We start from the raw sequence: 22,087 nt of genomic DNA on the forward strand, positions 1-22,087 counted from the left end.
ATTATCCTTTCGGTTTAAAAATAACGGCTACAAGAAATGCGAATAAAATCGCTGAAGATATACCGGCGGAAGTAAGTTCAAAAATCCCCATGGCGATCCCGATAAATCCATGCTCGTGAGCTTGATGCATGGCGCCGTGCAATAAGCTGTGACCGAAGCTGACGATGGGAACCGTCGCGCCCGCGCCTGCGAATTCGATAAATTTGTCATAAATTCCGAACCCATCTAACAAGGCGCCGATAACGACAAAAGTTGTCATCACATGGGCGGGTGTCAGTTTAAAAATGTCAAGCAGCAGCTGACCGATAATGCAAATGATTCCCCCGCAAACAAAAGCCAACAGATATTCCATTTATGATGCACCTCCCGCCCGCTCAAATACCACACCGTGCGCGATGGTCGGAATGGTTTCCTTCTGCTGGATCATTGTCGGACTCAAAAGCGCTCCTGTCGCGACAACGAGTACCCTGTTTAGAGTCCCCGCTTTTAATTGATTAAAAATATGTGTGTACGTAACAAGCGCAGAGCAGGCGCAGCCGCTTCCGCCCGCAAACACCTGCTGGTCCGGCGTATAGATGAGAAGACCGCAGTCATCGTGTTTCGTTCCCACGGGATAGCCTTCTTCTTTGAGCAAATCTTTCACGATCGGCGAGCCGACGCCTGAAAGGTCTCCCGTTAAAATCAGATCATAATCATCCGCCGTGCGGTTTAAGTCCTGCAGGTGCTGTTTGATTGTGTCGGCGGCAGCGGGCGCCATGGCGGACCCCATATCGAACGGATCTGTTATTCCGAGGTCGCTTACTTTTCCCACTGTTGCGCTTGTAATCTTGATATCAGAAGGGTTTTGGCTGATGATGACCGCCCCGCCCCCCGTGACCGTTGAAGTGGCGGTATCCGGTTTTTGCCCGCCATACTCCGTCGGATTGCGGAATTGCCGTTCTGCCGTCGCGTTATGGCTGCTCGTGGCTGCGATCGCCCGGTTCGCAAAACCGCCGTCAATGAGCGCGGATGCGACGGCAATCGTTTCCATTGATGTCGAACAGGCGCCGAACAGACAGAGGAACGGAATTTTCAGATGTCTGGCGACGTAGTTGGCGGTCACATTTTGATTTAAAAGATCCCCCGCGAGTAACAAATCAATATCGCTCTTTTTCAAATTCTGTTTTTGCAAAGCGGAGTTGATGGCATCTTCCATTAACTGACGTTCCGCCATTTCCCAGTTTTTCTGATTGCAATGCATTTCATCGTATGTCTTATCAAACAGCGAACCGAGCGGGCCGTCTTTTTCTTTCGGTCCGGCTGCCGTCCCCGCCGCATTTACAAATAACGGGTTTTCAAACACCCAGGTTTGCTTTCCGGTCAATTTCATTTTTTCTCCTCCTACGAAAACAGTTTTTCACAAGCAAACCGTATCAGGCCTACGATATAGGCTGCCACGACGCCGAATACAATGACGTTTCCCGCCAATTTAAACATGTTTGTCGCTACCCCGAGCACGAGTCCTTCACTTCTGTGTTCGAGAGCGGCGCTTGTCATACTGTTTGCAAAACCCGTCACCGGCACGGCTGAACCCGCTCCGGCAAACTGCCCAAGTCTGTCATAAATGCCGAATCCGGTCAAAAGGGCGGAAATTAAAATAAGAGTGGCGGCCGTCGGGTTGCCCGCTGTTTTTTCATTAAAATTAAAAAAGTGGATGTAAAAGTCTTGAAGAGCCTGCCCGATCAGACAGATCAAACCGCCGATCAGAAAGGCTTTGACGCAATTCCAAACATATGGCGGTTTCGGCTGATAGTCTTTCACTTTTGTTTTGTAATTTTCTTTTAAGTTTGTCATGTCGGTTCCTCCTTATGAATGATGGATAAAATACAGCCAATGAAATAAAGAGCCGGCTATTTTGCCGAACACAATAGCCATCAGCAATATGATGATTTTGCTGCCGAAGCCGATCCGTTTGGCAAGAATGGGAAGCACATTCAGCACTTCTGTAAGCGCGGCGGCCAGCATGCCGACAAACATGCCGGCCAAAAGCCCGACCGGAACGGCCAGCCATTCAGATAAAAAAAAATGATTCATATTTAAGGTTTCCCAGCCGCCGAACACAGCTCCTGAAATAACAGCTCCTTCGTAGGCCTGTACAAAGCGCATTGTTTTTGTCAGCTGCATAAGGCGGGGGACGATTCCCATAACGGTTAAAAAAGCCACAAAGCCTGCCCCCACGGTCAGCCCTCCGCCAAGCCCGACAAACATAACGAAAAGAATGCTAACGATCATGCAGATCTTTCATCGTCTCTTCATTTTCGTGCATTGCGACATAATGATCGAGATCAAGCTGATAATTAAACATCTCGACTTCCAGCGGGCTTGGCTCTTCATTCAGGCGTTTTTTGAAGATGTGATTAAAAAAGACGATCATACCGAGACCGAGGCCGATGCTGTACGGAATCTGAAGCAGATACGGATATTCATTCCGTTCGCCCGTTATGATTTCATATAAGGCGATATGAACTTCTCTCATACTGACATCTTCATGAAAATTCATAATGGCAAGACATGAACCGATAAAAAGCAGGAGCCAGACACCGACGAACAAAACGGCTGACAGCTGCTTTTTCTGGTAATGGATTTCCACTATCGTTTCAGCGCCGCCGACGGTCTGTACATCAAGAGCGGGAAAAGCGGTATGAATGGTTTTCAGCACTTTTATGATGTCCAGCACGACGATATTTTTGTCTTTTTTCGTGACCTTATACAGCGGCAGTGCCGACAGTTTTTTTTTCAGCTTTTGCTGTCCCGCGATCTGCGCGGCGTCGCCGATTGTGATGATATCTCCGGTATGAGCCTTCACGCGGTGGCGAAGTCTGAGAAATATTCGTCTTTCCATCTTGCATCACCATCTTTCGGGTGGTTATATATGTAGTATGCGGTTCACTTTTGTTCTCATTCACCAGCGGCAAAAGACCATAAATTACCACCGATGCACAAATAAAAAAAGCCGGCCCGTAAAAGGTCAGCTTTCCGTATGATCCATCTGCACTTTAATCTGCTTTAATATTTTTTTCTCCAGCCTCGATACCTGGACTTGGGAAATCCCGAGCCGTTCGGCTACTTCCGACTGTGTCTGATCTTTATAATATCTCAGATAGACAATGAGTTTTTCCCGTTCTTCCAAATCACTGATCGCTTCCTTGAGGGCGATTTTGTCAAACCACTTCTCTTCTGAATGATCGGCGATCTGATCAAGCAGGGTGATCGGGTCCCCGTCATTTTCATACACGGTCTCATGAATGGATGAAGGCGCCCGCACCGCTTCCTGCGCAAGCACCACATCCTCCGCATCAATTTCTAAATGGTCCGCGATTTCCTGGACGGTCGGCACTCTTCCGTATGTTTTTGACAGTTCATCTTTCGCCCGGCGTATTTTATTGCCGAGCTCTTTTAAAGATCTTGATACTTTGACGGTTCCGTCATCGCGGATGAAGCGCTGGATTTCTCCGATAATCATCGGCACGGCATAAGTTGAAAAACGGACATCATAGGACAAATCGAATTTATCAACGGATTTTAACAATCCGATACAGCCGATCTGAAACAGATCGTCCGGCTCATAGCCTCTGTTTAAGAACCTTTGAACGACGGACCACACAAGACGCATGTTTTTTTCTATGAGGAGGTCTCTTGCCTGCTGGTCGCCCTCTTGGCTCTTTTTGATTAATTCTTTGACTTCATGGTCCTTGAGCTGCGCGTTTTTGGTGTTTTTCTTAACCTCCACATCCATAACAAATCTCCTTAATTACAAAGCGCTTTGCTTTTTGATAGGTGTTTTGTTAAGCGTATCGTCGTTCCCATCTCCGGCGAGGAATCAATCGTGACATCATCCATGAAGTTTTCCATAATGGTAAAGCCCATTCCGGAGCGCTCAAGCTCGGGTTTTGTCGTAAAGAGCGGCTGGCGCGCTTCCTCAAGATCCGTGATCCCGAGGCCTTCGTCACGTATGGTCAGATAGACGACATGATCCTCCAGCGTAACGGAGATGTACACCTTTCCGTCGCAGTTTTCTTCATAGCCGTGGATGATCGCGTTTGTTACCGCTTCTGATACGACGGTCTTGATTTCCGTCAGCTCATCCATCGTCGGGTCGAGCTGTGCGATAAAAGAAGCAACTGTTACGCGCGCAAACGATTCGTTCTGACTGAGGGCTGAAAATTCAAGATGCATCTCGTTTTTCATGATGCCACCCCCAACGTTAAAAGCGCTTTTTGTTCTGATTGTTCGAACCTGATGATTTTAAACAGGCCGGACATGTCAAACAGACGTCTCACCGCGGGCGAAATCGCGCACACGACCATTTCTCCGCCGAGCTGTTTAATTTGTTTATAACGCCCTAAAATCACGCCGAGGCCGGAGCTGTCCATGAAGGTAAGATCTTCAAGGTTCAGCACGATGTGACGGATGCCGTCAGCCTCCAGCGATTCAGTAACCTTTTGTTTTAATGATTCTGCCGTATGATGGTCGAGTTCACCTGTTAATCGAATACAAAGCACGGATTCTTTGACATGAAAGTCAATTCCAAGGCTCATGCTCATTCCTCCTTGATATGATCGGATAATGAGTGTTTCGATTTTCGGGAAAGCAATTCCTTCACTATGACAAAACTAGTGCCCGTTCGCCACGATTATTTAAATTTTGTCCAATCTCCCATCGTCCGCTTCAGAAAAGTGAGAAAACCCGCTTTTTCCATGTCGTCTTTTGCCGTGACCGGGCTTTCAACGAGCACCTTTCCGTCTTTTTTCAGAACGAGGCTGCCGAGCACTTCTCCTTTTTTAACCGGAGCCGTTACATTGCCGTTGATTTTCACTTCTTTTTTTACTTTGTCCATGTTCTCTCCCTTTTTGGCCAGAAGAGAAATCGGCTCAGATGTGGTCAGCTTGATCAGTTTCTTTTTTCCTTTTTTCACTTTTACCGTTCCGACGATTTGAGCCCGTTTGTACAGCGGGTGTGTTTTAAACTGGCTGAAGGCGTAATCAAGCATTTTGGTCACTTGGGCATTTCTTTCTTTCGGAGTGCTGGCTCCGAAAACAACAGCAATGACCCTCATATTTCCTTTTTTAGCGGTGGCGGTTAAACAATACTTCGCTTCGCCTGTAAAGCCCGTCTTCACGCCGTCTACACCCGGATAAAATTTGATCAGCCGGTTTGTATTGACGAGCCAGAACTTTTTGTCTGTATTTTCTCTTAAATAATCCTCATACGTTCCCGTAAATTGAGTGATTTTATCATACTTTAATAATTCCTTCGCCATTTTCGCCATGTCATAAGCAGAGCTGTAATGGTCTTTTTCAGGCAGTCCCGTCGGGTTTTTGAAGGAGGTATCTTTCAATCCCAATTCTTTTGCTTTTTTGTTCATCCGGCTGACGAAATCCTCTTCTGAACCGGCAATATACTCCGCCATTGCGACAGATGCGTCATTTCCGGAAGCTATCGCAATTCCTTTGAGCATTTCTTTTACCGTCATTTCTTCTCCGGGTTCAAGGAAAATCTGTGATCCGCCCATGGACGCGGCATGTTCACTCGTCCTGACTTTATCGCCCATCTTTATTTTCCCTTTGTCAAGCGCTTCCATGATTAAAAGCATGGTCATGATTTTTGTCATGCTTGCCGGCGCCAGACGCTCCCGGCTGTTCTTGTTATAAAGAATGCTTCCCGTATCGCGTTCAATCAGCACGGCGCTTTTGGCTTCATGAGCGAGCTCCGATGTATGTTTTCCGTCCGGCTTTGCAAAAGCGGACGGTGCTGATGCCGTTAATAAAATGCCAATCAACAAAGTGGATATAAGACGTTTCATCTCCAAAGCCCTCCATTTCATAATCCTTTTTATTTTTTCCAAATCCGGTGGTTTTATACGCCTCATCTGGAAAATGTTTCGTGTTGAGGGCACAAAAAAACAGCTGCTTCCGAAGAAACAGCTGACTTATGCTGACTTATTTTTGAGATCGTGCGACTACGGCTTTTACAAGCTTCAAAAAGCCGCCTTTTACTTTTTCCGTCATTTCCATTACTTCTTCATGGGATAACGGCTGGTCAAGAATACCTGCCGCCGCGTTGGAAATGCATGAGATGCCGAGCACGCGCATCCCCGCGTGGTTGGCGACGATGACTTCCGGCACAGTCGACATGCCGACAGCGTCAGAACCCATCGTTCTTAAAAACCGAACCTCAGCAGGCGTTTCGTAAGACGGCCCCGTAACAGCTGTATACACTCCTTTTTGAACAGGAATGCCTAGCTCATCGGCCGTTTTTTCAGCCAAGCCTGACAGCTCTTTGTCATAGGCTTCTGACATGTCCGGGAATCTCGGTCCGAATTCAGCTTCGTTCGGCCCGATTAACGGGTTGGTGCCCGTAAAGTTGATGTGGTCTGTAATAATCATCAGATCGCCGGCGCGGAATTCAGTGTTGATACCGCCGGCTGCATTCGTCACGACGAGAGATTCAACGCCGAGCGCCTTCATCACGCGGACGGGAAATGTGACCTGATCCATTGAGTAGCCTTCATAGTAATGAAAGCGGCCCTGCATCGCGATGACCTGCACACCTTCAAGCGTTCCCATCACAAGCTGGCCGGCATGGCCTTCTACCGTTGAGACCGGAAAATCAGGGATCGTTTCATATGTAATCTTGACAGCTCCTTCAATTTCATCGGCCAATACGCCGAGCCCTGACCCTAAAATCAGACCGATCTTTGGTGTTTCTTTCACGTGTTCTTTAATAAATGCAGCAGCACGTTCGATCTTTTGTTTCAAAAAAAGTCCCCCTACTGTAATCTTGATAAAAAGCTTTTTCCGTATTCCGGCTTTTCCGTTTTGAAATTATCCGCAATGGTTGCGCCGATATCGGCAAATGTATCCGCAAGCGGCAGCTGTTCAGTGTGTTTGTGCTTTTTGCTGTACACAAGAAGCGGCACATACTCCCTCGTGTGATCTGTGCCGTGATGAACAGGATCATTGCCGTGATCCGCAGTGATGATAAGCAGATCGTCTTCTTTCATTTTCTCAAACACTTCCGGAAGCCTCGCGTCGAATTCCTCGAGCGCTTTTCCGTACCCTTCCGGATCGCGGCGGTGTCCGTACAGCGCGTCAAAATCAACGAGGTTGGCAAAGCTCAGACCCGTAAACTCTTCACCGAGCGTTTCAATCACTTTGTCCATGCCGTCCATATTAGATACCGTGCGGCGGGAAGATGTAATGCCTTCTCCGTCATAAATATCAGAAATTTTGCCGATGGAAATGACGTCTAATCCGCTGTCTTTCATTCCGTTCATTACCGTGCGGCCGAACGGTTTGAGCGCATAATCATGACGGTTCGGCGTGCGTTTGAAGCTGCCCGGTTCTCCGACGAACGGTCTTGCGATAATCCGGCCGACCATGTATTTCGGATCAAGCGTCAGTTCTCTGGCCGTTTCACAGATGCTGTACAGTTCGTCAAGCGGAACGACATCTTCGTGAGCCGCAATCTGCAGTACGGAATCTGCTGATGTATAAACGATCAGCGCACCCGTTTCCATATGTTCTTTTCCGAGCTCGTCCAGAATCGCCGTGCCTGAAGCCGGCTTATTTCCGATGATTTTCCGTCCTGAACGCCGCTCAAGTTCCTGAAGAAGTTCATCCGGAAATCCTTCCGGGAACACTTTAAACGGTTTTTCAATGTAGAGGCCCATAATCTCCCAGTGCCCCGTCATCGTATCTTTCCCGTTTGACGCCTCCTGCATTTTTCCGTAGTACGCAAGAGGGTGCTCCGTTTTTTCCACGCCCTTAATGTCTCCGATCAGTCCGAGACCGAGCTGCGCCAAATGGGGCATATGTAAGCCGTTCATGTGCTCTGCGATGTGTCCGAGCGTATTTGCGCCTATATCATTAAAATCGGCGGCGTCCGGCGCTTCACCGATTCCGACAGAATCCATTACGATCAAAAATACCCGGTTATATTTGTATTCAGACATCATAAAAGCCTCCTTTTCTTCCATCTGTCCATTGTAGCTTACAGAGGTCAGACAACTCAAGTATAAACCGTTTACATTCTTGTTGACAATGCCGATTCAAATAATTAGAACCTTCTCTGTATTCCGCCAATCCGGCAAAAAAGCCGCGGCCCCTCTGGCAGCGGCTCCTAAGCGCGCGGATGATACTGTTTGTACACGTCCTTCAGCCTTGTTTTCGTCACATGCGTATAAATTTGCGTGGTGGAAATATCGGCATGTCCGAGCATCTCCTGCACGGCGCGCAGATCCGCCCCGTTTTCGAGCAGGTGCGTTGCAAAGGAGTGCCGGAGCGTGTGCGGTGTCAGCTCTTTTTTAATCCCCGCTTCAAGTGCGATTTTTTTTAGGTTTTTCCAGAATCCCTGACGGCTGATCTGCCTGCCGTGATGATTCAGAAAAAGCGCTTCGGTTACGTTTTTCTTTAATAATTTCCCTCTGGCTTTTTCAATGTATGCTTCTATCGCATGAGAAGCGGCTTCACCAATCGGCACAATCCGCTCTTTCCGCCCTTTTCCGAAGCAGCGGACGAATCCCATCGTCAAATGGACGTCGGATAATTTCAGCTCGATCATCTCGCTGACCCTGATGCCGGTCGCGTACAGCAGTTCAAGCATGGCTTTATCCCTAAGGCCGAACGGGCTGTCAAGCTTAGGCGTGTCCAATAACCGCTCAACTTCGTGAAGCGCCAATACTTTCGGAAGCGTCCGCTCTGTTTTTTGTGTTTCAATATGTACCGAAGGATCTTTATCCGCGGCTTTTTCCCTTAACAGAAATTGATGAAAAGACCGGATCGACGCCAAATGCCTGGCAGACGTCTTGCCGGATTTCCCGGAGTCCTTTATATGCTTTAAATATTGAATAATATGAAGACGGGTCACATCATTCCATGAAGTGATCTGAAGGCTTTCAGTTAAGAAGAGAGAATAACTTTTCAGATCACGCTCATAGGACATCATCGTATTTTGGGACAGCCCTCTTTCAACCCTCACATAATGGATGAAATCCTTAATTTGATCCTTCACTCTTGATCTACTCCCCGTTTTGGTAAAAAAAGATCAATCGGCCGAACCAGCCGTCTTTATCCTCTTGTTCCGTTTTGGCCACTTTGACGGCGGAGCCTTCCGGTTTATCGTACCGATGATAGTTTTCATACTCTGAATTCACCCATATCATAGCATAATAGAACAGCGCGGTAAAACCTGTGAACAGAATAAACACTTTGATCGTATCCGCGGCTGTTTTTAGGAATCTGCCCATCTTTCGATCGACCCTTTCTTTTGGCGGCTGTTAGTACACCTTATGCCAATTTCAAAGGCTTTTATACATAAAAACAGCAAAAAACCCTTTCCTGGCAGAAAAGGTTCGTAGGCTTTTACTCTGTTTCATCCCCGCGGCAGCGGTGGCAGATTCCGTGAAAAGTCAATCTATGATCTTTAATTTTAAATTTCCAATCACGTTCAATCACTTCTTCAACGTCTTCAAGCAGATCTTCTTCAATTTCATCGACGGCTCCGCACTCCATGCACACCAAATGGTGATGAAAGTGAGCCGCGCCTTCTTTGCGAAGGTCGTAGCGGGATACGCCGTCCCCGAAGTTAATTTTATCAACGACTTTTAATTCTGTTAATAATTCTAATGTACGGTATACTGTAGCGAGACCAATTTCAGGAGATTTCTCTTTTACGAGGAGGTATACATCTTCTGCGCTTAAATGGTCTTCTTCGTTTTCAAGCAGCACTCTTACCGTTGCTTCCCGCTGTGGCGTAAGCTTGTAGCTTGACGAGTGCAGCTGCTTTTTAATTCGATCAATACGGTTTTCCATGTCTTTCCCTCCTACGCCGCATTCCATGACTCATTATAACAAAATACGCGCAGAGTTCCAACTATAATTATTATAAACTGATAAATAAAAGTATTATTTTGTGATAATCATTCTAAAATATGCGTGATGACAGCTTTTCCATAAACAGCGGAGACACGTACGCCTCGAGCAGCGAGGCGATGACCGAGAAGAAAACGATGAGAATCAGCACGAAGGCGTAACGTCCGAACCATTGGATCGGCGCGTCATGAAGGCTGCGTTTGACAAACAGCTGCCGGATCAGTTTCAGTGAAAAAGCGATAGAGCATGTCCCCATGGTAAGATACGCCGGAATGAGAACGATGTTTTGCGGCAGAACCGAAATAAATGACAGGAAAAACCCGTTCATCCCCATTTGATTCACTAAAAAACCGACCGTGAAGCCGACGACGATTCCTTTTAAGAACACCATAATGAAAATAACCGGAAGACCGATCACGGAAATACCGAGAATCCACATCAGCCCCAAATATTTCACATCATGAAAGACGGCCTGCCAAAACATTTCTGAAGCGCCGGCATGTTTTCCGTCAGACAGCTGTCCGAAAAACTTGCTTAAATAGTAATACAAATCTTCTTTCTGCGTGATGGTCATGCTGTTGACGATGATCGCCCCGAAAATGACCCCCATCAAAAACAAGACGAACACAAATATATAAAGTGACAGATGATCCTTTACATGGCGAAAAAACAGTTCTTTGTACGATTGTTTTCTCATACCGCTTTCCTCCCGCTAATCTATTGACTTGATTTAGTAGATTGTATGAAAGAAAAGAGAAAACATGACAGAGAAATCATAGAAAGGCGCGAGATTCGGGCATAAAAAAAGAACCCCCGTCATCACTCCGGTGATCATAGGGGTTTCTTTTTTTATGCTTTATTCTTTCGAGCCTGTCTTTTTTGGTTTTCGTCACTCTTTCATGGGTGCTGAAAGACGGCGCCGTCCCCCTTGACAGGACTGCGTCACGCATCCCGTTTCTTTTGAGATGCTCCCGCATTTTTTTCGTTTTGCTCTTCGCCATGTGCCAACCGCTCCTTTTTCCCTTTTCTTTATCATAACAAAAAAATCCGGATGTGTTCATGAATACGGCTCATGTTTCGACCGGTAAGCGCGCAGAGACGTTTTGGCAGATGAATAGCTCCCCATTGCGGCGTATCCGTAAAAAAAACCCATAAAAATCCCCGCATACACGTGTTCATGATGACCGAAAACGATAGACACAACATTTCCGGCAGCAAGGGCAATCGTGGGAACGAATATGCCCGGAACCCGGCAGAACACTTTGATCAGCTGTGTGACACATAAGACGACCGGCACGCCGATCACAGCATCCCAAATATTTGTATGGATCAGCGGAAAATAATCCACATCGACACCTCTTTATTCCGTCTTTTGCTATCTGTTAGCCTGCCTAAGAATTCCGCTTCCTATTCATGATAAAAAAACAGCACCGGCACATGTCCGGTACTGTAAGAGTTGTTTATTTCCCTGCCGCGGCCCGTTCTACGGCTGCTGATACGGCTTGATGCACGTCCGCATCCAAAGGCTGAGGCACGAGATCGCCGTGTTTCGTGCAAGAGGCGATGGCTTCTGCGGCCGCCACAAGCATTTCATGGTCGATTTTCTTGCTTTTGGCGTTCAGCGCGCCGCGGAAAATCCCCGGGAAGCCGAGAACATTATTGACCGAACGGCCGTCAGCTGCATAAGCGGCTCCGGCTTGTAATGCCTCTTCCGGTTCAATCTCCGGCTTCGGATTAGATAAAGCCAGAATGACGTGTCCTTTTCTGACATCCTCTTTTTTAATGAGACCCGGAACTCCTGTGGTGCTGATCACAATGTCACACGTGTCCATTAATTCTTTGATGCTTCCAAGCGGCTGACCTCCGTACTGAGCGAGGCGGTTCATTGCGTCTTCTGACTTGTCCGTTCCGCAGACCGCTTTGACTCCGTATGCCATAAACATGCGGCAGATGGCGACGCCTGCCGCGCCGAGACCGATCTGACCGACCTTCGCTTCTTTTAAATCAAGACCGGCGCTTTTACAAGCGGAAATGGCGGCGGCGAGCGTGACGACCGCCGTGCCGTGCTGGTCATCGTGCATAACCGGAATGTCCAGTTCTTCTTTCAGGCGGTCTTCAATGTCAAAGCAGTGGGGCGAACCGATATCTTCAAGCAGAATTCCGCTGAACCCCGGAGAAATATGTTTTACCGTGCGAATGATTTCTTCCGGATCAGAGGTATCGAGCAAAATCGGAATTCCGCTGATACCCGCCAGCTGGTCAAAAAGCGCGGCTTTCCCTTCCATTACGGGCATTCCGGCGACAGAGCCGATATTGCCGAGGCCGAGAATCGCCGTTCCGTCGGTGACAATGGCGACAGAATTGCTGATTGTCGTATAGATGGACGCTTTTTCAGGCTCGTTTTCAATCAGTCTGCACACATCGGCGACACCCGGCGTATAAACACGCCCAAGCTCAGCCAGTGTCCGGATCGGCATTTTGCTTTTCATCTGAATTTTGCCGCCTTCATGAGCAGAGAGCACTTCATCTGAGACTGTATGAAGCCGGATGCCTTCACCGAGAGCTTCAATGGCTTGAATGATTTCCTGCAGCTGCTCTTCATTTTCGGCCTGCACCGTGATGTTGCGCATTGTGTAGTTCGGGCCGACTTTAACAGTTTCAACTTCCCCGATATCTCCGCCCATCACTCCGATGGCGGTTGCCACTTTTCCGAGATTTCCGGGAACAGTCGGCGTTTCAATCATTAACGTCCGAATCATATGCTTTGTAATCATGAAATGAACCTCCTAACCCAATTTTTGAGATTGCAAGGATTTTTCTTTCGTGTACCAAATGAATTTCCCCGTGTACCCGTACAATATTGCCAGTCCGATAGATACAAAACTGAGCCACATGAACGGCAGATAAGAAAATGTGGATACGCCGAGAATGCCGGCCATATAGATGCCGTTATCAGACCACGGCACCATCCCTGAAGTAAGCGTGCCGCCCACCTCTGCGTTCCGGGATAAAACTCTTCTGTCAAGTTTCAGTTTATCATAACTGTTCTCCATGATTTTCGGCGTCAGAATCAATGACACGTACATCGCACAGCCGAAAATGTTTCCTAAAAGGGCGACGATCAATGTCGAAAGCGTCACATTTCCCGGTGTGGTCAGCTTTTTCTCAAAAGTTGAGACAATCACTTTTAATACGCCGAGCTTCTCAAGAATTCCTCCAAAACCGAGACCGAACAGGATAACGACTAACGTATCCAGCATACCGGTAATGCCTCCGCGGTTTAACAGGCCGTTTAAAAATTCGACGTCCGTTTTAATAGAAAAACCATTATAAGCAGTCGCGATGGCACTGGCAAAATTCATTCCCTGAAAGACGGAAGCCCAGATTGCGCCAAGCAAAGCACCGATGACGATAACGGGCATAGACGGCTTTTTCAAAATCAGAAGGACAACGACGACAACAGCCGGAATGAGCATCCATATATGAATGTCAAACGTTTTCTGCAATGAAGATTTTAAAAATTCCACTTTGCCGAGATCAATATTTTTTCCGCCGTATATAAATCCCGTTACGGTAAACAGAATGGCCGTAATAATATAGGACGGAATTGACAGATACATCATCGCTCTGACGTGTGACAGCACATCCACCTTAGAAAGCGTGGAGGCAAGCACCGTACTGTCAGACAGCGGTGAAAGCTTGTCTCCGAAGTAAGCGCCGGACAAAACGGCTCCCGCTACGATCGGAAGCGGTATACCCATTCCCTCCCCGATGGCAATCATGGCGATCCCTGCGGTTCCCACGGTTCCCCACGACGTTCCGGTCGCAACGGACATAACGGAACAAATAACCAGTGTGGCCAGAAGGAAAATATGAGGATTAATAAACTCTAAACCATAATAAATTAACGTCGGCACAACGCCGCCGGCAATCCATGTCCCGATGAGCGCACCGACCGAAACGAGAATCAATACCGCTTCAAGACCGTTTGATATCCCGGTGACAATCGAAGCCTGCAAGTCTTTATATGAATATCCCAGCCTGACTCCGAGAATAATAGCGAAAAACCAGGATATTAATAGAGCTAGCTGGATCGGCAGGTCTAAAAACACTGTGAACGATAAGACAAGTGCTAAAAACCCGAATAATAAGATAATAATTTCCAATAAATTTGGCAATCTGGCCTCTTTCACAAGAAAATCCCCCTAGAAGAAAAAAGCTAAAACGCTTTCATCAAATGATATAACAAATTATACTATACTGCCTCATCCCTTTGTATGGCAACCGCCTATTCACTAAAAAACGTGAAAAGGCGGCTGTTATTGCTTTAAAATTTATTTTTCTAATAGATCTTTTCCGGCAATCCCCGGTTTTGTCATTTCATATGGATTCAAAATGATATCCAATTCTTCTTCTGTCAGTACATCATTTTGAAGGCAAAGATCTCTTACAGATTGCCCCGTCATGATTGCTTCACGTGCAATTCGCGCAGCCGCTTCATACCCGAGGTGCGGATTGACCGCTGTAATGACGCCGACGCTTTTTTCCACGTATTGCTTCAGGCGTTTTTCGTTGGCTTCAATTCCCGCCAGACAATGATCGGTAAATGAACGGAACCCGTTATTCATGATGCTGATGGATTGAAGCAGGTTAAATACGAGTACCGGCTCCATTACGTTAAGCTCCAGCTGGCCCGCTTCTGAAGCGAGGCAGATCGTATTGTCATTCCCGATGACCTGGAAGGCGATTTGGTTGATCAGCTCTGCCATTACAGGGTTGACTTTCCCAGGCATAATGGATGATCCCGGCTGACGGGCGGGCAGTGAAATTTCCGCAAGTCCCGCGCGCGGACCCGAAGCCATTAAGCGCAGATCGTTGGCGATTTTAGACATGTTCATCATGCATACTTTCAACGCGGCTGAAACTTCCGTATACGCATCAGTGTTTTGTGTGGCGTCAACCAAATGGCCGGCGCCGACAAGCGGCAGTCCGCTGATGTCAGCCAGGTGCTTCACAACCTGTTCTATGTAGCGCGGATCGGCGTTAAGTCCCGTACCTACGGCCGTTGCCCCCATGTTTACTTCATACAGATGCTGGCGGGATTGTTTAATTCGCTTTATGTCACGCTCAAGCACGCGGCTGTATGCTTCAAATTCCTGTCCGAGACGGATCGGCACAGCGTCCTGAAGGTGTGTGCGCCCCATTTTAATGACAGAATCAAATTGTTTCGCTTTATCTTTAAAGACACTGAGCATATGCGCCATCGTATCAAGGAGCTTATCCAAAAGTTTCAAGGTTGAAATATGGATTGCCGTCGGAAACACGTCGTTCGTCGATTGTGACATGTTGACGTGTGTGTTCGGGCTGAGGTGAATGTATTCACCTTTTTTATGCCCCATGATTTCAAGAGCCCTGTTGCCGATTACTTCGTTGGCATTCATGTTCATGGACGTTCCGGCTCCCCCTTGGATCGGATCGACGATAAATTGGTCATGCCATTTTCCCTCAAGAATTTCATCTGCGGCCTGTACAATCGCATTTCCGATTCCTTCATACAGCCGTTTTACATCCATGTTGGCAAGCGCCGCCGCTTTTTTGACGATGGCGAGCGCATTAATCATTTCTTCGTGGATGCGGTAGCCGGTAATCGGAAAGTTTTCTTTCGCGCGCAGCGTTTGTATTCCGTAATACACATCAGCTTCAATTTGTTTTTCTCCGAGGAAATCTTTTTCCTGACGATATTCTTTTTGCGCGTTTGTCATGCTAAAACCCTACTTTCTCTTTGTGGTAGTCATGTTTTTACAGTACAACGTCGTCTGCGATCGGTGTCTCCATAATGTTTTTGACTTCAGCCAAGTTGTGAGACTGGCCGAGCGCCCACATTAATTTCGGCACGATGGCTTCCGTGTTCATATTTCTGGAGCGGATAATGAGATCTTGATTGACTCTTCGGCCGACTTCATAGACGCTCATGTCCTCTCCTTCTTCAAGACATTGTGTCGTAATGACGACGACAATGCCGCTTTCAATCATTTCATTGACTTTGGCGAGAATGTCTCTTCCTTCAAACGGCACGCCGCCGCTGCCGTAGCTTTCAATGACGATTCCTTTGTACATGCCCTTTAATGCGTCAAACATTTCCGGTTTCAGCCCCGGGTGTAGCTTGAGCAGGCACACGTCCGTGCAAAGTGAAGTATTGACCGTAAAAGCATCGTCTTTTGGCATGTGCACTTGTTTGTTGTATTCAATTCCGTTTTCGGTAATAAACGCGATATACGGATAGTTAATGCTCTCAAATGCATCATAGCTTTTCGTTCTTAATTTAATGGCGCGTGTGCCTTGAATGACTCTGCCGTCAAATACGACGTATACGCCGCCCACCCCTTCACATGCGAAGCGGATCGCGTCCGTGATATTTTTTTTGGCATCGGTTTTTTGAAATGTAATCGGGATTTGCGAACCCGTAATGACGATCGGTTTATCAGCATGCTGAAGCATATAAGACAGTGCCGCTGATGTATAGGCCATTGTGTCTGTTCCGTGCGTAATGACGAACCCGTCATATGCGTCATATTTTTCTTTGACAGCATTTGCGATTTCGGCCCAGTATTCAGGCTGCATATTTGTGCTGTCGATGTTCATTAACGAATGGGTTTCCATCGTGTAATCGTTATCAAGTTTTGATACGTAGGTTAACAATTCGTCTGCTTTCACCCCGGGTGCAAGCCCGTTTTCTCCTTCGACTGAGGCGATTGTTCCTCCGGTTGTTAACAGCAATAATTTTTTCATACCCTGCACCTCTTCATCCATTTCTCAAGATGTGTTAAGCATTCGCTTTTCGCATACTTTTAATCAAATTATAGACAGACGAATGAAATTAATCAAGTGATTATTATTCAATTCGCGTACACTTTTGCATATCGATATGATATAATTTGCTCAAGTGAAAAGGAGCGGTTTTGAATATGAATTTAGATCGTTTAACTGAACTGAGAAAAAAGAAAAATTGGTCTCTTCAATATACGGCTGACCGTCTCGGCATCGCCAAAAGCACGTACGCCGGGTATGAATCAGGATACCGGCGTCCGTCATTCGAGGCGCTGGGCACGCTTGCCGATCTGTTTGACACGACGTGCGACGATTTACTCGGGCGCACTGAAAAAAAGGCGGAGCCGTTTGCCCAGACCATCGAATTAACAAACGCCGCACAAGGCCGCGGCACACTGACCGTTGACGGACAGCCGCTGAATCAGGATGAAATCATCGAATTGATTGCGTTTGTCCGCACGAAAAAGAAGGTGCAGGAGGAGCTCCGTTAAAAACCGGCTTTTACGGCTTGATTCTGCCGTACGTCCCTCCGCCCCCGGCCTCAAGGACAAGCTGCCCGGTGCGCGCTTTATGAATGACAGCCGCTATTTTAGGCTGGACGACACGCGCCAATTCCTCTTCTTGCGCCTGATGAAGAATCGCCATCTCCGTCCCGAAAGCCCGCTTCAGTTTTTCTAACGTTTTCGGCCCGACCCCGGGAATGAACTGCAGCGGGATTTGATGAATATACGGCGGCCGCGGCACGCGGCTTTTTTTCGGGCCGCTCAGTTCCTCCAGCCGTTCACTGACCCCTTTTGTCATTGTTTTCCCCCCGCACTCCGGACATGCGGAAGCTCCTTTTTCAACCGGGCTGCCGCAGCGGTCGCAAGCCGTCCGGTAATACTTCCCGAGCTTCGGGTTCAGCCCGTAATTCGCCGTGATTTTTCTTCCGTCCTTCCCTTTTAAAGCCAGCGAAAATTCCGTGAAATTCGCTTCTTTAAGAAGCATTTCATTATATTCTCTGCCGATTTTTCCTAAGGAATGCGCATCAGAATTTGTTAAAAATGTATACGGATCAAGTTCTGTTACCCGCGAAGCCATGTCGGTGTCACAGCTTAACCCGAGTTCCGCCGCGTCAATGAGCGACGGGTCGAAAACCTCTGTCAAAGAAGATCTGACCCCTTTTCCGTACAGGCTTTTATGCGGGGTGAACATATGGGCGGGAATAAACAGCCCGCCCAATTCCTTTGTTTTCCTTTGAAGATTCAAACCGGTTTCATAAATGCGCTGGGAACTGAGATGGATATTTTTAAGCCTTTTTGCAAGCCACTCAGAAAACATCTTCATTTCGGCAAGAGACGGCATAAAGACGAGAACGTGAATCGGCCCGCGGCATGTGTGATCATAGATTTCAAGCTCACTGCCCAACAGAAGCGTCGTATTCCGATACCGGATGCCGCCTTCTTTCAGCTCACGGTATCTGCCTTCATCAATTCCGCGCTCGATTTCTTCTATGACTTCCGGGGAATGGCAGTCGATGATGCCCAATAGTTCAATTCCCTTCCCCTCACTGGCTTCTTCTAAAATCCGGTGCAGCGTCAACGTTTTGGCCCCGGTGATTTTGACCGGTTTTCCCGTATAGGTGCGGCCGATATGAATATGCAGATCCGCATAGATGGTTTTCATCATTTTTCCTTCAGCGCTTCTTTCAGCTGGAGATACTGAATCGCGTAAGCCGTTTTTGCGTCATACACCCTGCGGGATTCAATCAGCTTCACGGCCTCTTCAAGCGTGACCTGCATGACTTCGACAAATTCATCCTCATCCAGCTCTCGTTTTTCTTCCAGCGGCGAAAGCCCTTCCGCAAGAAAGAGATGCACGATTTCATCAGCAAACCCGGGTGATGTATAAAAAGCGGTGATTTTCGTCAAGGTTTCCGCCGTATATCCCGTTTCTTCCTCGAGCTCTCTTAACGCCGTATGTTCCGGCTCTTCCCCCTTTTCAAGCTTCCCGGCCGGAATTTCAACGATTGTCCGTTCCAGCGGCTTTCTGAACTGGTTCACCAAAATGATTTTTCCTTCTTCGGTTACCGCAAGTACGGCCACCGCTCCCGGATGTTTGACGATTTCCCGCTTGCTTGTTTTTCCGTTCGGGAGCTCTACGTCCTCTAAGTAAAGATCTATGACTTTCCCGTCATACAGCTTTTTTTTCGCAAGTGTTTTTTCTTCTAAATGTTTCATCATGTCATCTCCCGTTCTGTCTCTCTATTATGCCTCATATATTTTATCATACATGCATGAGAGGGAGGTGCTTTTCGATTGAAGGTGTACCGGAAGGATAAGAGTATCGTATTGGTCGGAAAGGCGTGGGAAGTGCGGGCTAAACTGAAAGAATACGGACGGACATTCCGCTATGTCGGAGATTGGATCACCGGGCCTTAACAGTTGAAAACTTCGCGCCTTTATATTACGGTCAATAAAAGACTATAAAAAGGAGCGAAACGATGAGAAAACGCACACTGGGACATTCTGATTTAGAAATAAGCGAAATCGGGCTCGGCTGTATGTCGCTGGGCACGGATAAAGCTAAAGCGCTGTCTATTTTGGATGAAGCGATCGAGCTTGGAATCAATTATTTAGATACCGCTGATCTTTATGATTTCGGCAGAAATGAGGAAATTGTCGGGGAGGCCGTCAAAAACCGCAGGCACGACATCATTTTAGCCACGAAAGCCGGAAACCGCTGGAATGATGATAAAGACGGCTGGCATTGGGACGCTTCCAAAGGATACATAAAAGAAGCGGTCAAAAACAGCCTGCGCCGGCTGAAAACGGACTATATCGACCTTTATCAGCTGCATGGCGGCACGATGGAAGACCATATTGACGAAACGATCGAAGCATTTGAGGACTTAAAACAGGAAGGTGTCATCCGGTATTACGGCATTTCCTCGATTCGTCCGAATGTTATTAAAGAATATGTGAAAAAATCAAATATCACCAGCGTTATGATGCAATACAGCCTGCTGGACCGGCGTCCCGAGGAGTGGCTTCCCCTTTTAGAGGAGAACGGAATCAGCGTAGTCGCAAGAGGGCCTGTCGCTAAAGGGCTTCTTACGGAAAAACCGCTTGATCAAGCGGCCGCAAGCGTAAAAGAGAACGGCTATTTAACATATTCTTTTGCAGAACTGGCAGAAACCAAAAAAGCGATCAGCGCTGCCGCACCTGACTTGAGCATGACGGAGCTTTCTCTTCAATACTTGCTGTCACAGCCGGCCGTCGCTTCTGTCATCACCGGAGCCAGCTCACTTGAGCAGCTGAGAGAAAACTGTTCGGCTGCAGAGGCCAGGCGTTTAAGCAGCCAGGAAATCAAAGCCCTGCAATACCATACAAAACGGGACGTATACGAAGCCCATCGTTCTTAAACAATAAAACCGGCACCTTTTCGGATGCCGGTTTATTTATATTTGTGCCAATCGAGACTGCTTTCATTCAGCAGCTCTTCAAAGCTTTTATGTTTTTCTTTTTCTTTTCGTTTTCTGATTTGTTCCGCCTTTTGCTGCGCCTGTTTTTTCTCGTCTTCTTCCTTCAGCTCACTTTTCATTTGCAAAAGCCTGGCCTTCAGATCTTCCTCCAGATCGTCTTTTAAGCTGTGTTTTTCTTTAGGCAGCTGCTTTTTCATCATTACGCCCCCCGTATCTGAATATGGTGAAGCAAGTGTACCACGGAGCGCCGGAGGCCGGCAACGTTCACGGTCCTGAATAGCCGGAGGAAGGATTTTTCATATGAAAGGAGGGTGCCTGTGTGAAAAAATGGCTGGCGGTGTTCGGTTCGGCTTGCGCAGTCTTTTTGGCTGCCGGATTCGCTTTTACGAATCTGATTATGTTTATGAAGAAAAAGACGGATGAAGATATCATGAAAAAAGAAACGGCGGACGGGCATGATAGATTTGATTCCTTTCAGGCCATGGAAAAAGAAGAGGCCGTCATCCTGTCACGCCACGGGTATGAGATCAAAGGCTTTTACATCGCCCCGCATCATACGGCAAACACCATGATTATTTGTCACGGCGTTACCGTAAATTCGTTCAATTCATTGAAATACATGGATTTATTTTTAGATTTAGGCTGGAATGTGCTCGTATATGACCACCGCAGGCACGGAAAAAGCGGCGGCAGAACGACGAGCTACGGCTATTTTGAAAAAGATGATTTGGAAGAAGCCGTGAATTGGGTGAGACACAAAACCGGAGACGGCGGTCAAATCGGCATCCACGGGGAATCGATGGGGGCGGTGACGGCCTTATTATACGCGGGCGGGCATCAGGATGAAAACGGCGCTGATTTTTATATTGCGGACTGTCCGTTCGCAAGCTTTCGCGATCAGCTCGCCTACAGGCTGAAACGGGAGTTCCGGCTGCCTCCGTGGCCGCTTCTGCCTTTGGCTGATTTCTTTTTGCGGATGAGAGAAGGCTACCGTATCCGTGATGTATCTCCTCTATCGGTTATCAGCCGCATCCGGCAGCCCGTGCTGTTTATTCACAGTAAGGAAGATGATTATATACCCTCCGCTTGTTCCGAATTGCTGCACCGCAGAAAACGCGGCCCTAAGATGCTCTATCTGGCCGAATCGGGCGGGCATGCCATGTCGTACACCAAAAATCCGGAGAGCTACCGTAAAGCCGTTCAAACCTTTTTAGATACCATGACGCAAACGTAAAAAAGCGAAAGAACGTATGCTGGTTCTTTCGCTTTCCCGTCATAAAACGTCGGTAATCCCGTCCATATTTTCTCCGATCCAGTCAATGGCGAGGTCGATTGTCGTAAACTCCTGCGCTTTGAAGGTCATCTCATCTTGAAGCAGCCAGACATCCTTCTGAACGGATTCAGCGCCTCCGATGGACCAGTGCAGCAGACTGTACGGGTGGTTGTTGTTCAGAAAGGATACCCACGTTTTATGCTGTGCCGTCTGTTTAATGGCTTTCAGCTTTTGATTCACTTTCCGTTTCTCCCTGCTTTACTAATATGCTCATTCTCGGGCTCAGCATCTCTGCCGGGCTTTTTAAGACGAGCGTTTTTGCCTTTTCATTGTAATCGATTGTCATTTCCTCGTCAAAAAACACTTTTTGTGAGGTCTGGATGTAAAGCGGAAGTCCGTTGGTTTCAATGGCTTCGCATTGTCCCGTTAATTCGTCCGCCAGCCAGATGGTCGGCACGCCGCTCACCGCGCACCCGCAGCCTTCTGCGTCATAGCGGAGCTGCGCTTTTTTCCCCGGGTTGGCGTCCATCGCCTGCTGAAGTGTGTGTTTCGCCGCATCCGTCACATGTATTTGCATAGATGATCCTCCGTTTTTCATTTTCGCCATTGTAG

At 47.5% G+C, this 22,087-nt stretch carries 30 protein-coding genes; 4 read left to right on the top strand and 26 right to left on the bottom strand.

Annotation, left to right across the window (positions count from 1 at the left end):
• Nucleotide 1: 1 nt before the first annotated feature.
• From spoVAE to V7728_RS14230, 21 genes are all read right to left on the bottom strand, one after another.
• Nucleotides 2–352: a stage V sporulation protein AE gene (spoVAE, locus tag V7728_RS14130; RefSeq protein ID WP_007409415.1), complete on the bottom strand. Its 351-nt coding sequence runs from the start codon at nucleotides 350–352 to the stop codon at nucleotides 2–4.
• Entirely contained in the window at nucleotides 353–1,369 is a 1,017-nt protein-coding gene (spoVAD, locus tag V7728_RS14135) for a stage V sporulation protein AD (protein WP_015240132.1), read from the bottom strand.
• Between the two features lie 11 nt (nucleotides 1,370–1,380).
• A complete protein-coding gene (spoVAC, locus tag V7728_RS14140) occupies nucleotides 1,381–1,833 on the bottom strand; it encodes a stage V sporulation protein AC (RefSeq protein WP_003153353.1) in 453 nt (150 codons plus the stop codon).
• 12 nt (nucleotides 1,834–1,845) lie between these two features.
• Nucleotides 1,846–2,271 carry a stage V sporulation protein AB gene (locus V7728_RS14145; protein WP_014418289.1) on the bottom strand — a complete coding sequence of 142 codons (426 nt, stop codon included), beginning with the start codon at nucleotides 2,269–2,271 and terminating at the stop codon, nucleotides 1,846–1,848.
• The gene (locus V7728_RS14150) at nucleotides 2,261–2,881 is read right to left on the bottom strand and encodes a stage V sporulation protein AA (RefSeq protein WP_007409412.1); all 621 of its coding nucleotides are present in this window, start codon (nucleotides 2,879–2,881) and stop codon (nucleotides 2,261–2,263) included. The genes V7728_RS14145 and V7728_RS14150 overlap by 11 nt, the downstream gene beginning before the upstream one ends.
• A 126-nt stretch (nucleotides 2,882–3,007) precedes the next feature.
• Complete coding sequence (sigF, locus tag V7728_RS14155) at nucleotides 3,008–3,775, bottom strand: RNA polymerase sporulation sigma factor SigF (protein ID WP_015240133.1); 768 nt, start codon at nucleotides 3,773–3,775, stop codon at nucleotides 3,008–3,010.
• Between the two features lie 11 nt (nucleotides 3,776–3,786).
• The gene (gene spoIIAB, locus V7728_RS14160; protein WP_003153347.1) at nucleotides 3,787–4,227 is read right to left on the bottom strand and encodes an anti-sigma F factor; all 441 of its coding nucleotides are present in this window, start codon (nucleotides 4,225–4,227) and stop codon (nucleotides 3,787–3,789) included.
• Nucleotides 4,224–4,577: an anti-sigma F factor antagonist gene (gene spoIIAA, locus V7728_RS14165; RefSeq protein WP_007409411.1), complete on the bottom strand. Its 354-nt coding sequence runs from the start codon at nucleotides 4,575–4,577 to the stop codon at nucleotides 4,224–4,226. Before spoIIAA ends, spoIIAB begins: the two co-directional genes overlap by 4 nt.
• Nucleotides 4,578–4,672: 95 nt before the next feature.
• Nucleotides 4,673–5,842 (bottom strand): D-alanyl-D-alanine carboxypeptidase family protein, encoded by a 1,170-nt coding sequence (locus tag V7728_RS14170; RefSeq protein ID WP_099566881.1) that lies wholly within the window; start codon nucleotides 5,840–5,842, stop codon nucleotides 4,673–4,675.
• A gap of 136 nt (nucleotides 5,843–5,978) precedes the next feature.
• Nucleotides 5,979–6,797, bottom strand: coding sequence for a purine-nucleoside phosphorylase (locus V7728_RS14175; protein ID WP_099566882.1), 819 nt, complete (start codon nucleotides 6,795–6,797; stop codon nucleotides 5,979–5,981).
• A gap of 11 nt (nucleotides 6,798–6,808) precedes the next feature.
• Nucleotides 6,809–7,993 (bottom strand): phosphopentomutase, encoded by a 1,185-nt coding sequence (gene deoB / locus V7728_RS14180; protein WP_033574745.1) that lies wholly within the window; start codon nucleotides 7,991–7,993, stop codon nucleotides 6,809–6,811.
• A 167-nt stretch (nucleotides 7,994–8,160) separates the two neighbouring features.
• Nucleotides 8,161–9,051 carry a site-specific tyrosine recombinase XerD gene (xerD, locus tag V7728_RS14185; protein WP_007612347.1) on the bottom strand — a complete coding sequence of 297 codons (891 nt, stop codon included), beginning with the start codon at nucleotides 9,049–9,051 and terminating at the stop codon, nucleotides 8,161–8,163.
• Between the two features lie 7 nt (nucleotides 9,052–9,058).
• Nucleotides 9,059–9,286 (bottom strand): YqzK family protein, encoded by a 228-nt coding sequence (locus tag V7728_RS14190; RefSeq protein WP_015240136.1) that lies wholly within the window; start codon nucleotides 9,284–9,286, stop codon nucleotides 9,059–9,061.
• 115 nt (nucleotides 9,287–9,401) lie between these two features.
• Entirely contained in the window at nucleotides 9,402–9,851 is a 450-nt protein-coding gene (gene fur, locus V7728_RS14195) for a ferric iron uptake transcriptional regulator (RefSeq protein WP_003153330.1), read from the bottom strand.
• Nucleotides 9,852–9,963: 112 nt separating this feature from the next.
• Nucleotides 9,964–10,608, bottom strand: a complete 645-nt coding sequence (gene spoIIM, locus V7728_RS14200; protein WP_059368499.1) for a stage II sporulation protein M — start codon at nucleotides 10,606–10,608, stop codon at nucleotides 9,964–9,966.
• Between the two features lie 76 nt (nucleotides 10,609–10,684).
• Nucleotides 10,685–10,912, bottom strand: coding sequence for a hypothetical protein (locus tag V7728_RS14205; RefSeq protein WP_012117898.1), 228 nt, complete (start codon nucleotides 10,910–10,912; stop codon nucleotides 10,685–10,687).
• Nucleotides 10,913–10,968: 56 nt separating this feature from the next.
• Complete coding sequence (locus tag V7728_RS14210) at nucleotides 10,969–11,259, bottom strand: hypothetical protein (protein ID WP_003153325.1); 291 nt, start codon at nucleotides 11,257–11,259, stop codon at nucleotides 10,969–10,971.
• Between the two features lie 112 nt (nucleotides 11,260–11,371).
• The gene (locus tag V7728_RS14215; RefSeq protein WP_007409402.1) at nucleotides 11,372–12,685 is read right to left on the bottom strand and encodes an NAD-dependent malic enzyme; all 1,314 of its coding nucleotides are present in this window, start codon (nucleotides 12,683–12,685) and stop codon (nucleotides 11,372–11,374) included.
• Nucleotides 12,686–12,697: 12 nt separating this feature from the next.
• The gene (gene nhaC, locus V7728_RS14220) at nucleotides 12,698–14,104 is read right to left on the bottom strand and encodes a Na+/H+ antiporter NhaC (RefSeq protein WP_025284952.1); all 1,407 of its coding nucleotides are present in this window, start codon (nucleotides 14,102–14,104) and stop codon (nucleotides 12,698–12,700) included.
• A 141-nt stretch (nucleotides 14,105–14,245) separates the two neighbouring features.
• Nucleotides 14,246–15,673, bottom strand: coding sequence for an aspartate ammonia-lyase (gene aspA, locus V7728_RS14225; protein ID WP_003153322.1), 1,428 nt, complete (start codon nucleotides 15,671–15,673; stop codon nucleotides 14,246–14,248).
• Nucleotides 15,674–15,710: 37 nt separating this feature from the next.
• Entirely contained in the window at nucleotides 15,711–16,700 is a 990-nt protein-coding gene (locus V7728_RS14230) for a type I asparaginase (RefSeq protein WP_003153321.1), read from the bottom strand.
• A gap of 176 nt (nucleotides 16,701–16,876) precedes the next feature.
• Between V7728_RS14230 and V7728_RS14235 the strand changes: the two genes are divergently transcribed.
• The gene (locus tag V7728_RS14235) at nucleotides 16,877–17,230 is read left to right on the top strand and encodes a helix-turn-helix domain-containing protein (protein ID WP_007409399.1); all 354 of its coding nucleotides are present in this window, start codon (nucleotides 16,877–16,879) and stop codon (nucleotides 17,228–17,230) included.
• A gap of 10 nt (nucleotides 17,231–17,240) precedes the next feature.
• On the opposite strand, the gene V7728_RS14240 is transcribed toward V7728_RS14235, so the two are convergent.
• Complete coding sequence (locus tag V7728_RS14240) at nucleotides 17,241–18,404, bottom strand: TIGR00375 family protein (RefSeq protein WP_099566883.1); 1,164 nt, start codon at nucleotides 18,402–18,404, stop codon at nucleotides 17,241–17,243.
• Complete coding sequence (locus V7728_RS14245; RefSeq protein ID WP_003153317.1) at nucleotides 18,404–18,958, bottom strand: NUDIX hydrolase; 555 nt, start codon at nucleotides 18,956–18,958, stop codon at nucleotides 18,404–18,406. The genes V7728_RS14240 and V7728_RS14245 overlap by 1 nt, the downstream gene beginning before the upstream one ends.
• Nucleotides 18,959–19,036: 78 nt before the next feature.
• Here V7728_RS14245 and mciZ point away from each other — a divergent pair, with 78 nt between their 5' ends.
• Both mciZ and V7728_RS14255 read left to right on the top strand, forming a co-directional pair.
• Nucleotides 19,037–19,159: a Z-ring formation inhibitor MciZ gene (gene mciZ / locus V7728_RS14250; protein ID WP_003153315.1), complete on the top strand. Its 123-nt coding sequence runs from the start codon at nucleotides 19,037–19,039 to the stop codon at nucleotides 19,157–19,159.
• Nucleotides 19,160–19,221: 62 nt separating this feature from the next.
• The gene (locus V7728_RS14255; RefSeq protein WP_007409397.1) at nucleotides 19,222–20,142 is read left to right on the top strand and encodes an aldo/keto reductase; all 921 of its coding nucleotides are present in this window, start codon (nucleotides 19,222–19,224) and stop codon (nucleotides 20,140–20,142) included.
• A 32-nt stretch (nucleotides 20,143–20,174) separates the two neighbouring features.
• Here the strand turns inward: V7728_RS14255 and V7728_RS14260 are convergent, their stop codons facing one another.
• Nucleotides 20,175–20,399, bottom strand: coding sequence for a YqkE family protein (locus V7728_RS14260; RefSeq protein WP_007409396.1), 225 nt, complete (start codon nucleotides 20,397–20,399; stop codon nucleotides 20,175–20,177).
• 122 nt (nucleotides 20,400–20,521) lie between these two features.
• Here V7728_RS14260 and V7728_RS14265 point away from each other — a divergent pair, with 122 nt between their 5' ends.
• Nucleotides 20,522–21,436 (top strand): alpha/beta hydrolase, encoded by a 915-nt coding sequence (locus V7728_RS14265; protein ID WP_015240141.1) that lies wholly within the window; start codon nucleotides 20,522–20,524, stop codon nucleotides 21,434–21,436.
• A 39-nt stretch (nucleotides 21,437–21,475) separates the two neighbouring features.
• Here V7728_RS14265 and V7728_RS14270 read toward each other — a convergent pair whose 3' ends face one another.
• Nucleotides 21,476–21,715 carry a DUF2552 family protein gene (locus V7728_RS14270; protein ID WP_003153307.1) on the bottom strand — a complete coding sequence of 80 codons (240 nt, stop codon included), beginning with the start codon at nucleotides 21,713–21,715 and terminating at the stop codon, nucleotides 21,476–21,478.
• Nucleotides 21,690–22,052: an iron-sulfur cluster biosynthesis family protein gene (locus V7728_RS14275; RefSeq protein WP_014305346.1), complete on the bottom strand. Its 363-nt coding sequence runs from the start codon at nucleotides 22,050–22,052 to the stop codon at nucleotides 21,690–21,692. The genes V7728_RS14270 and V7728_RS14275 overlap by 26 nt, the downstream gene beginning before the upstream one ends.
• Between the last annotated feature and the right edge of the window lie 35 nt (nucleotides 22,053–22,087).

The sequence above is a fragment of the Bacillus sp. JHAA genome (assembly GCF_036961585.1).
Classification (GTDB): domain Bacteria; phylum Bacillota; class Bacilli; order Bacillales; family Bacillaceae; genus Bacillus; species Bacillus velezensis.

Bases quoted from the DNA above. Each gene is read 5' to 3' on its own strand.
- spoVAE (WP_007409415.1), bottom strand. From the start codon at position 352: ATGGAATATCTGTTGGCTTTTGTTTGCGGGGGAATCATTTGCATTATC.
- spoVAD (WP_015240132.1), bottom strand. From the start codon at position 1,369: ATGAAATTGACCGGAAAGCAAACCTGGGTGTTTGAAAACCCGTTATTT.
- spoVAC (WP_003153353.1), bottom strand. From the start codon at position 1,833: ATGACAAACTTAAAAGAAAATTACAAAACAAAAGTGAAAGACTATCAG.
- V7728_RS14145 (WP_014418289.1), bottom strand. From the start codon at position 2,271: ATGATCGTTAGCATTCTTTTCGTTATGTTTGTCGGGCTTGGCGGAGGG.
- V7728_RS14150 (WP_007409412.1), bottom strand. From the start codon at position 2,881: ATGGAAAGACGAATATTTCTCAGACTTCGCCACCGCGTGAAGGCTCAT.
- sigF (WP_015240133.1), bottom strand. From the start codon at position 3,775: ATGGATGTGGAGGTTAAGAAAAACACCAAAAACGCGCAGCTCAAGGAC.
- spoIIAB (WP_003153347.1), bottom strand. From the start codon at position 4,227: ATGAAAAACGAGATGCATCTTGAATTTTCAGCCCTCAGTCAGAACGAA.
- spoIIAA (WP_007409411.1), bottom strand. From the start codon at position 4,577: ATGAGCCTTGGAATTGACTTTCATGTCAAAGAATCCGTGCTTTGTATT.
- V7728_RS14170 (WP_099566881.1), bottom strand. From the start codon at position 5,842: ATGAAACGTCTTATATCCACTTTGTTGATTGGCATTTTATTAACGGCA.
- deoB (WP_033574745.1), bottom strand. From the start codon at position 7,993: ATGTCTGAATACAAATATAACCGGGTATTTTTGATCGTAATGGATTCT.
- V7728_RS14190 (WP_015240136.1), bottom strand. From the start codon at position 9,286: ATGGGCAGATTCCTAAAAACAGCCGCGGATACGATCAAAGTGTTTATT.
- fur (WP_003153330.1), bottom strand. From the start codon at position 9,851: ATGGAAAACCGTATTGATCGAATTAAAAAGCAGCTGCACTCGTCAAGC.
- spoIIM (WP_059368499.1), bottom strand. From the start codon at position 10,608: ATGAGAAAACAATCGTACAAAGAACTGTTTTTTCGCCATGTAAAGGAT.
- V7728_RS14205 (WP_012117898.1), bottom strand. From the start codon at position 10,912: ATGGCGAAGAGCAAAACGAAAAAAATGCGGGAGCATCTCAAAAGAAAC.
- V7728_RS14215 (WP_007409402.1), bottom strand. From the start codon at position 12,685: ATGATTACAAAGCATATGATTCGGACGTTAATGATTGAAACGCCGACT.
- aspA (WP_003153322.1), bottom strand. From the start codon at position 15,673: ATGACAAACGCGCAAAAAGAATATCGTCAGGAAAAAGATTTCCTCGGA.
- V7728_RS14230 (WP_003153321.1), bottom strand. From the start codon at position 16,700: ATGAAAAAATTATTGCTGTTAACAACCGGAGGAACAATCGCCTCAGTC.
- V7728_RS14235 (WP_007409399.1), top strand. From the start codon at position 16,877: ATGAATTTAGATCGTTTAACTGAACTGAGAAAAAAGAAAAATTGGTCT.
- V7728_RS14240 (WP_099566883.1), bottom strand. From the start codon at position 18,404: ATGAAAACCATCTATGCGGATCTGCATATTCATATCGGCCGCACCTAT.
- V7728_RS14245 (WP_003153317.1), bottom strand. From the start codon at position 18,958: ATGAAACATTTAGAAGAAAAAACACTTGCGAAAAAAAAGCTGTATGAC.
- V7728_RS14255 (WP_007409397.1), top strand. From the start codon at position 19,222: ATGAGAAAACGCACACTGGGACATTCTGATTTAGAAATAAGCGAAATC.
- V7728_RS14260 (WP_007409396.1), bottom strand. From the start codon at position 20,399: ATGAAAAAGCAGCTGCCTAAAGAAAAACACAGCTTAAAAGACGATCTG.
- V7728_RS14275 (WP_014305346.1), bottom strand. From the start codon at position 22,052: ATGCAAATACATGTGACGGATGCGGCGAAACACACACTTCAGCAGGCG.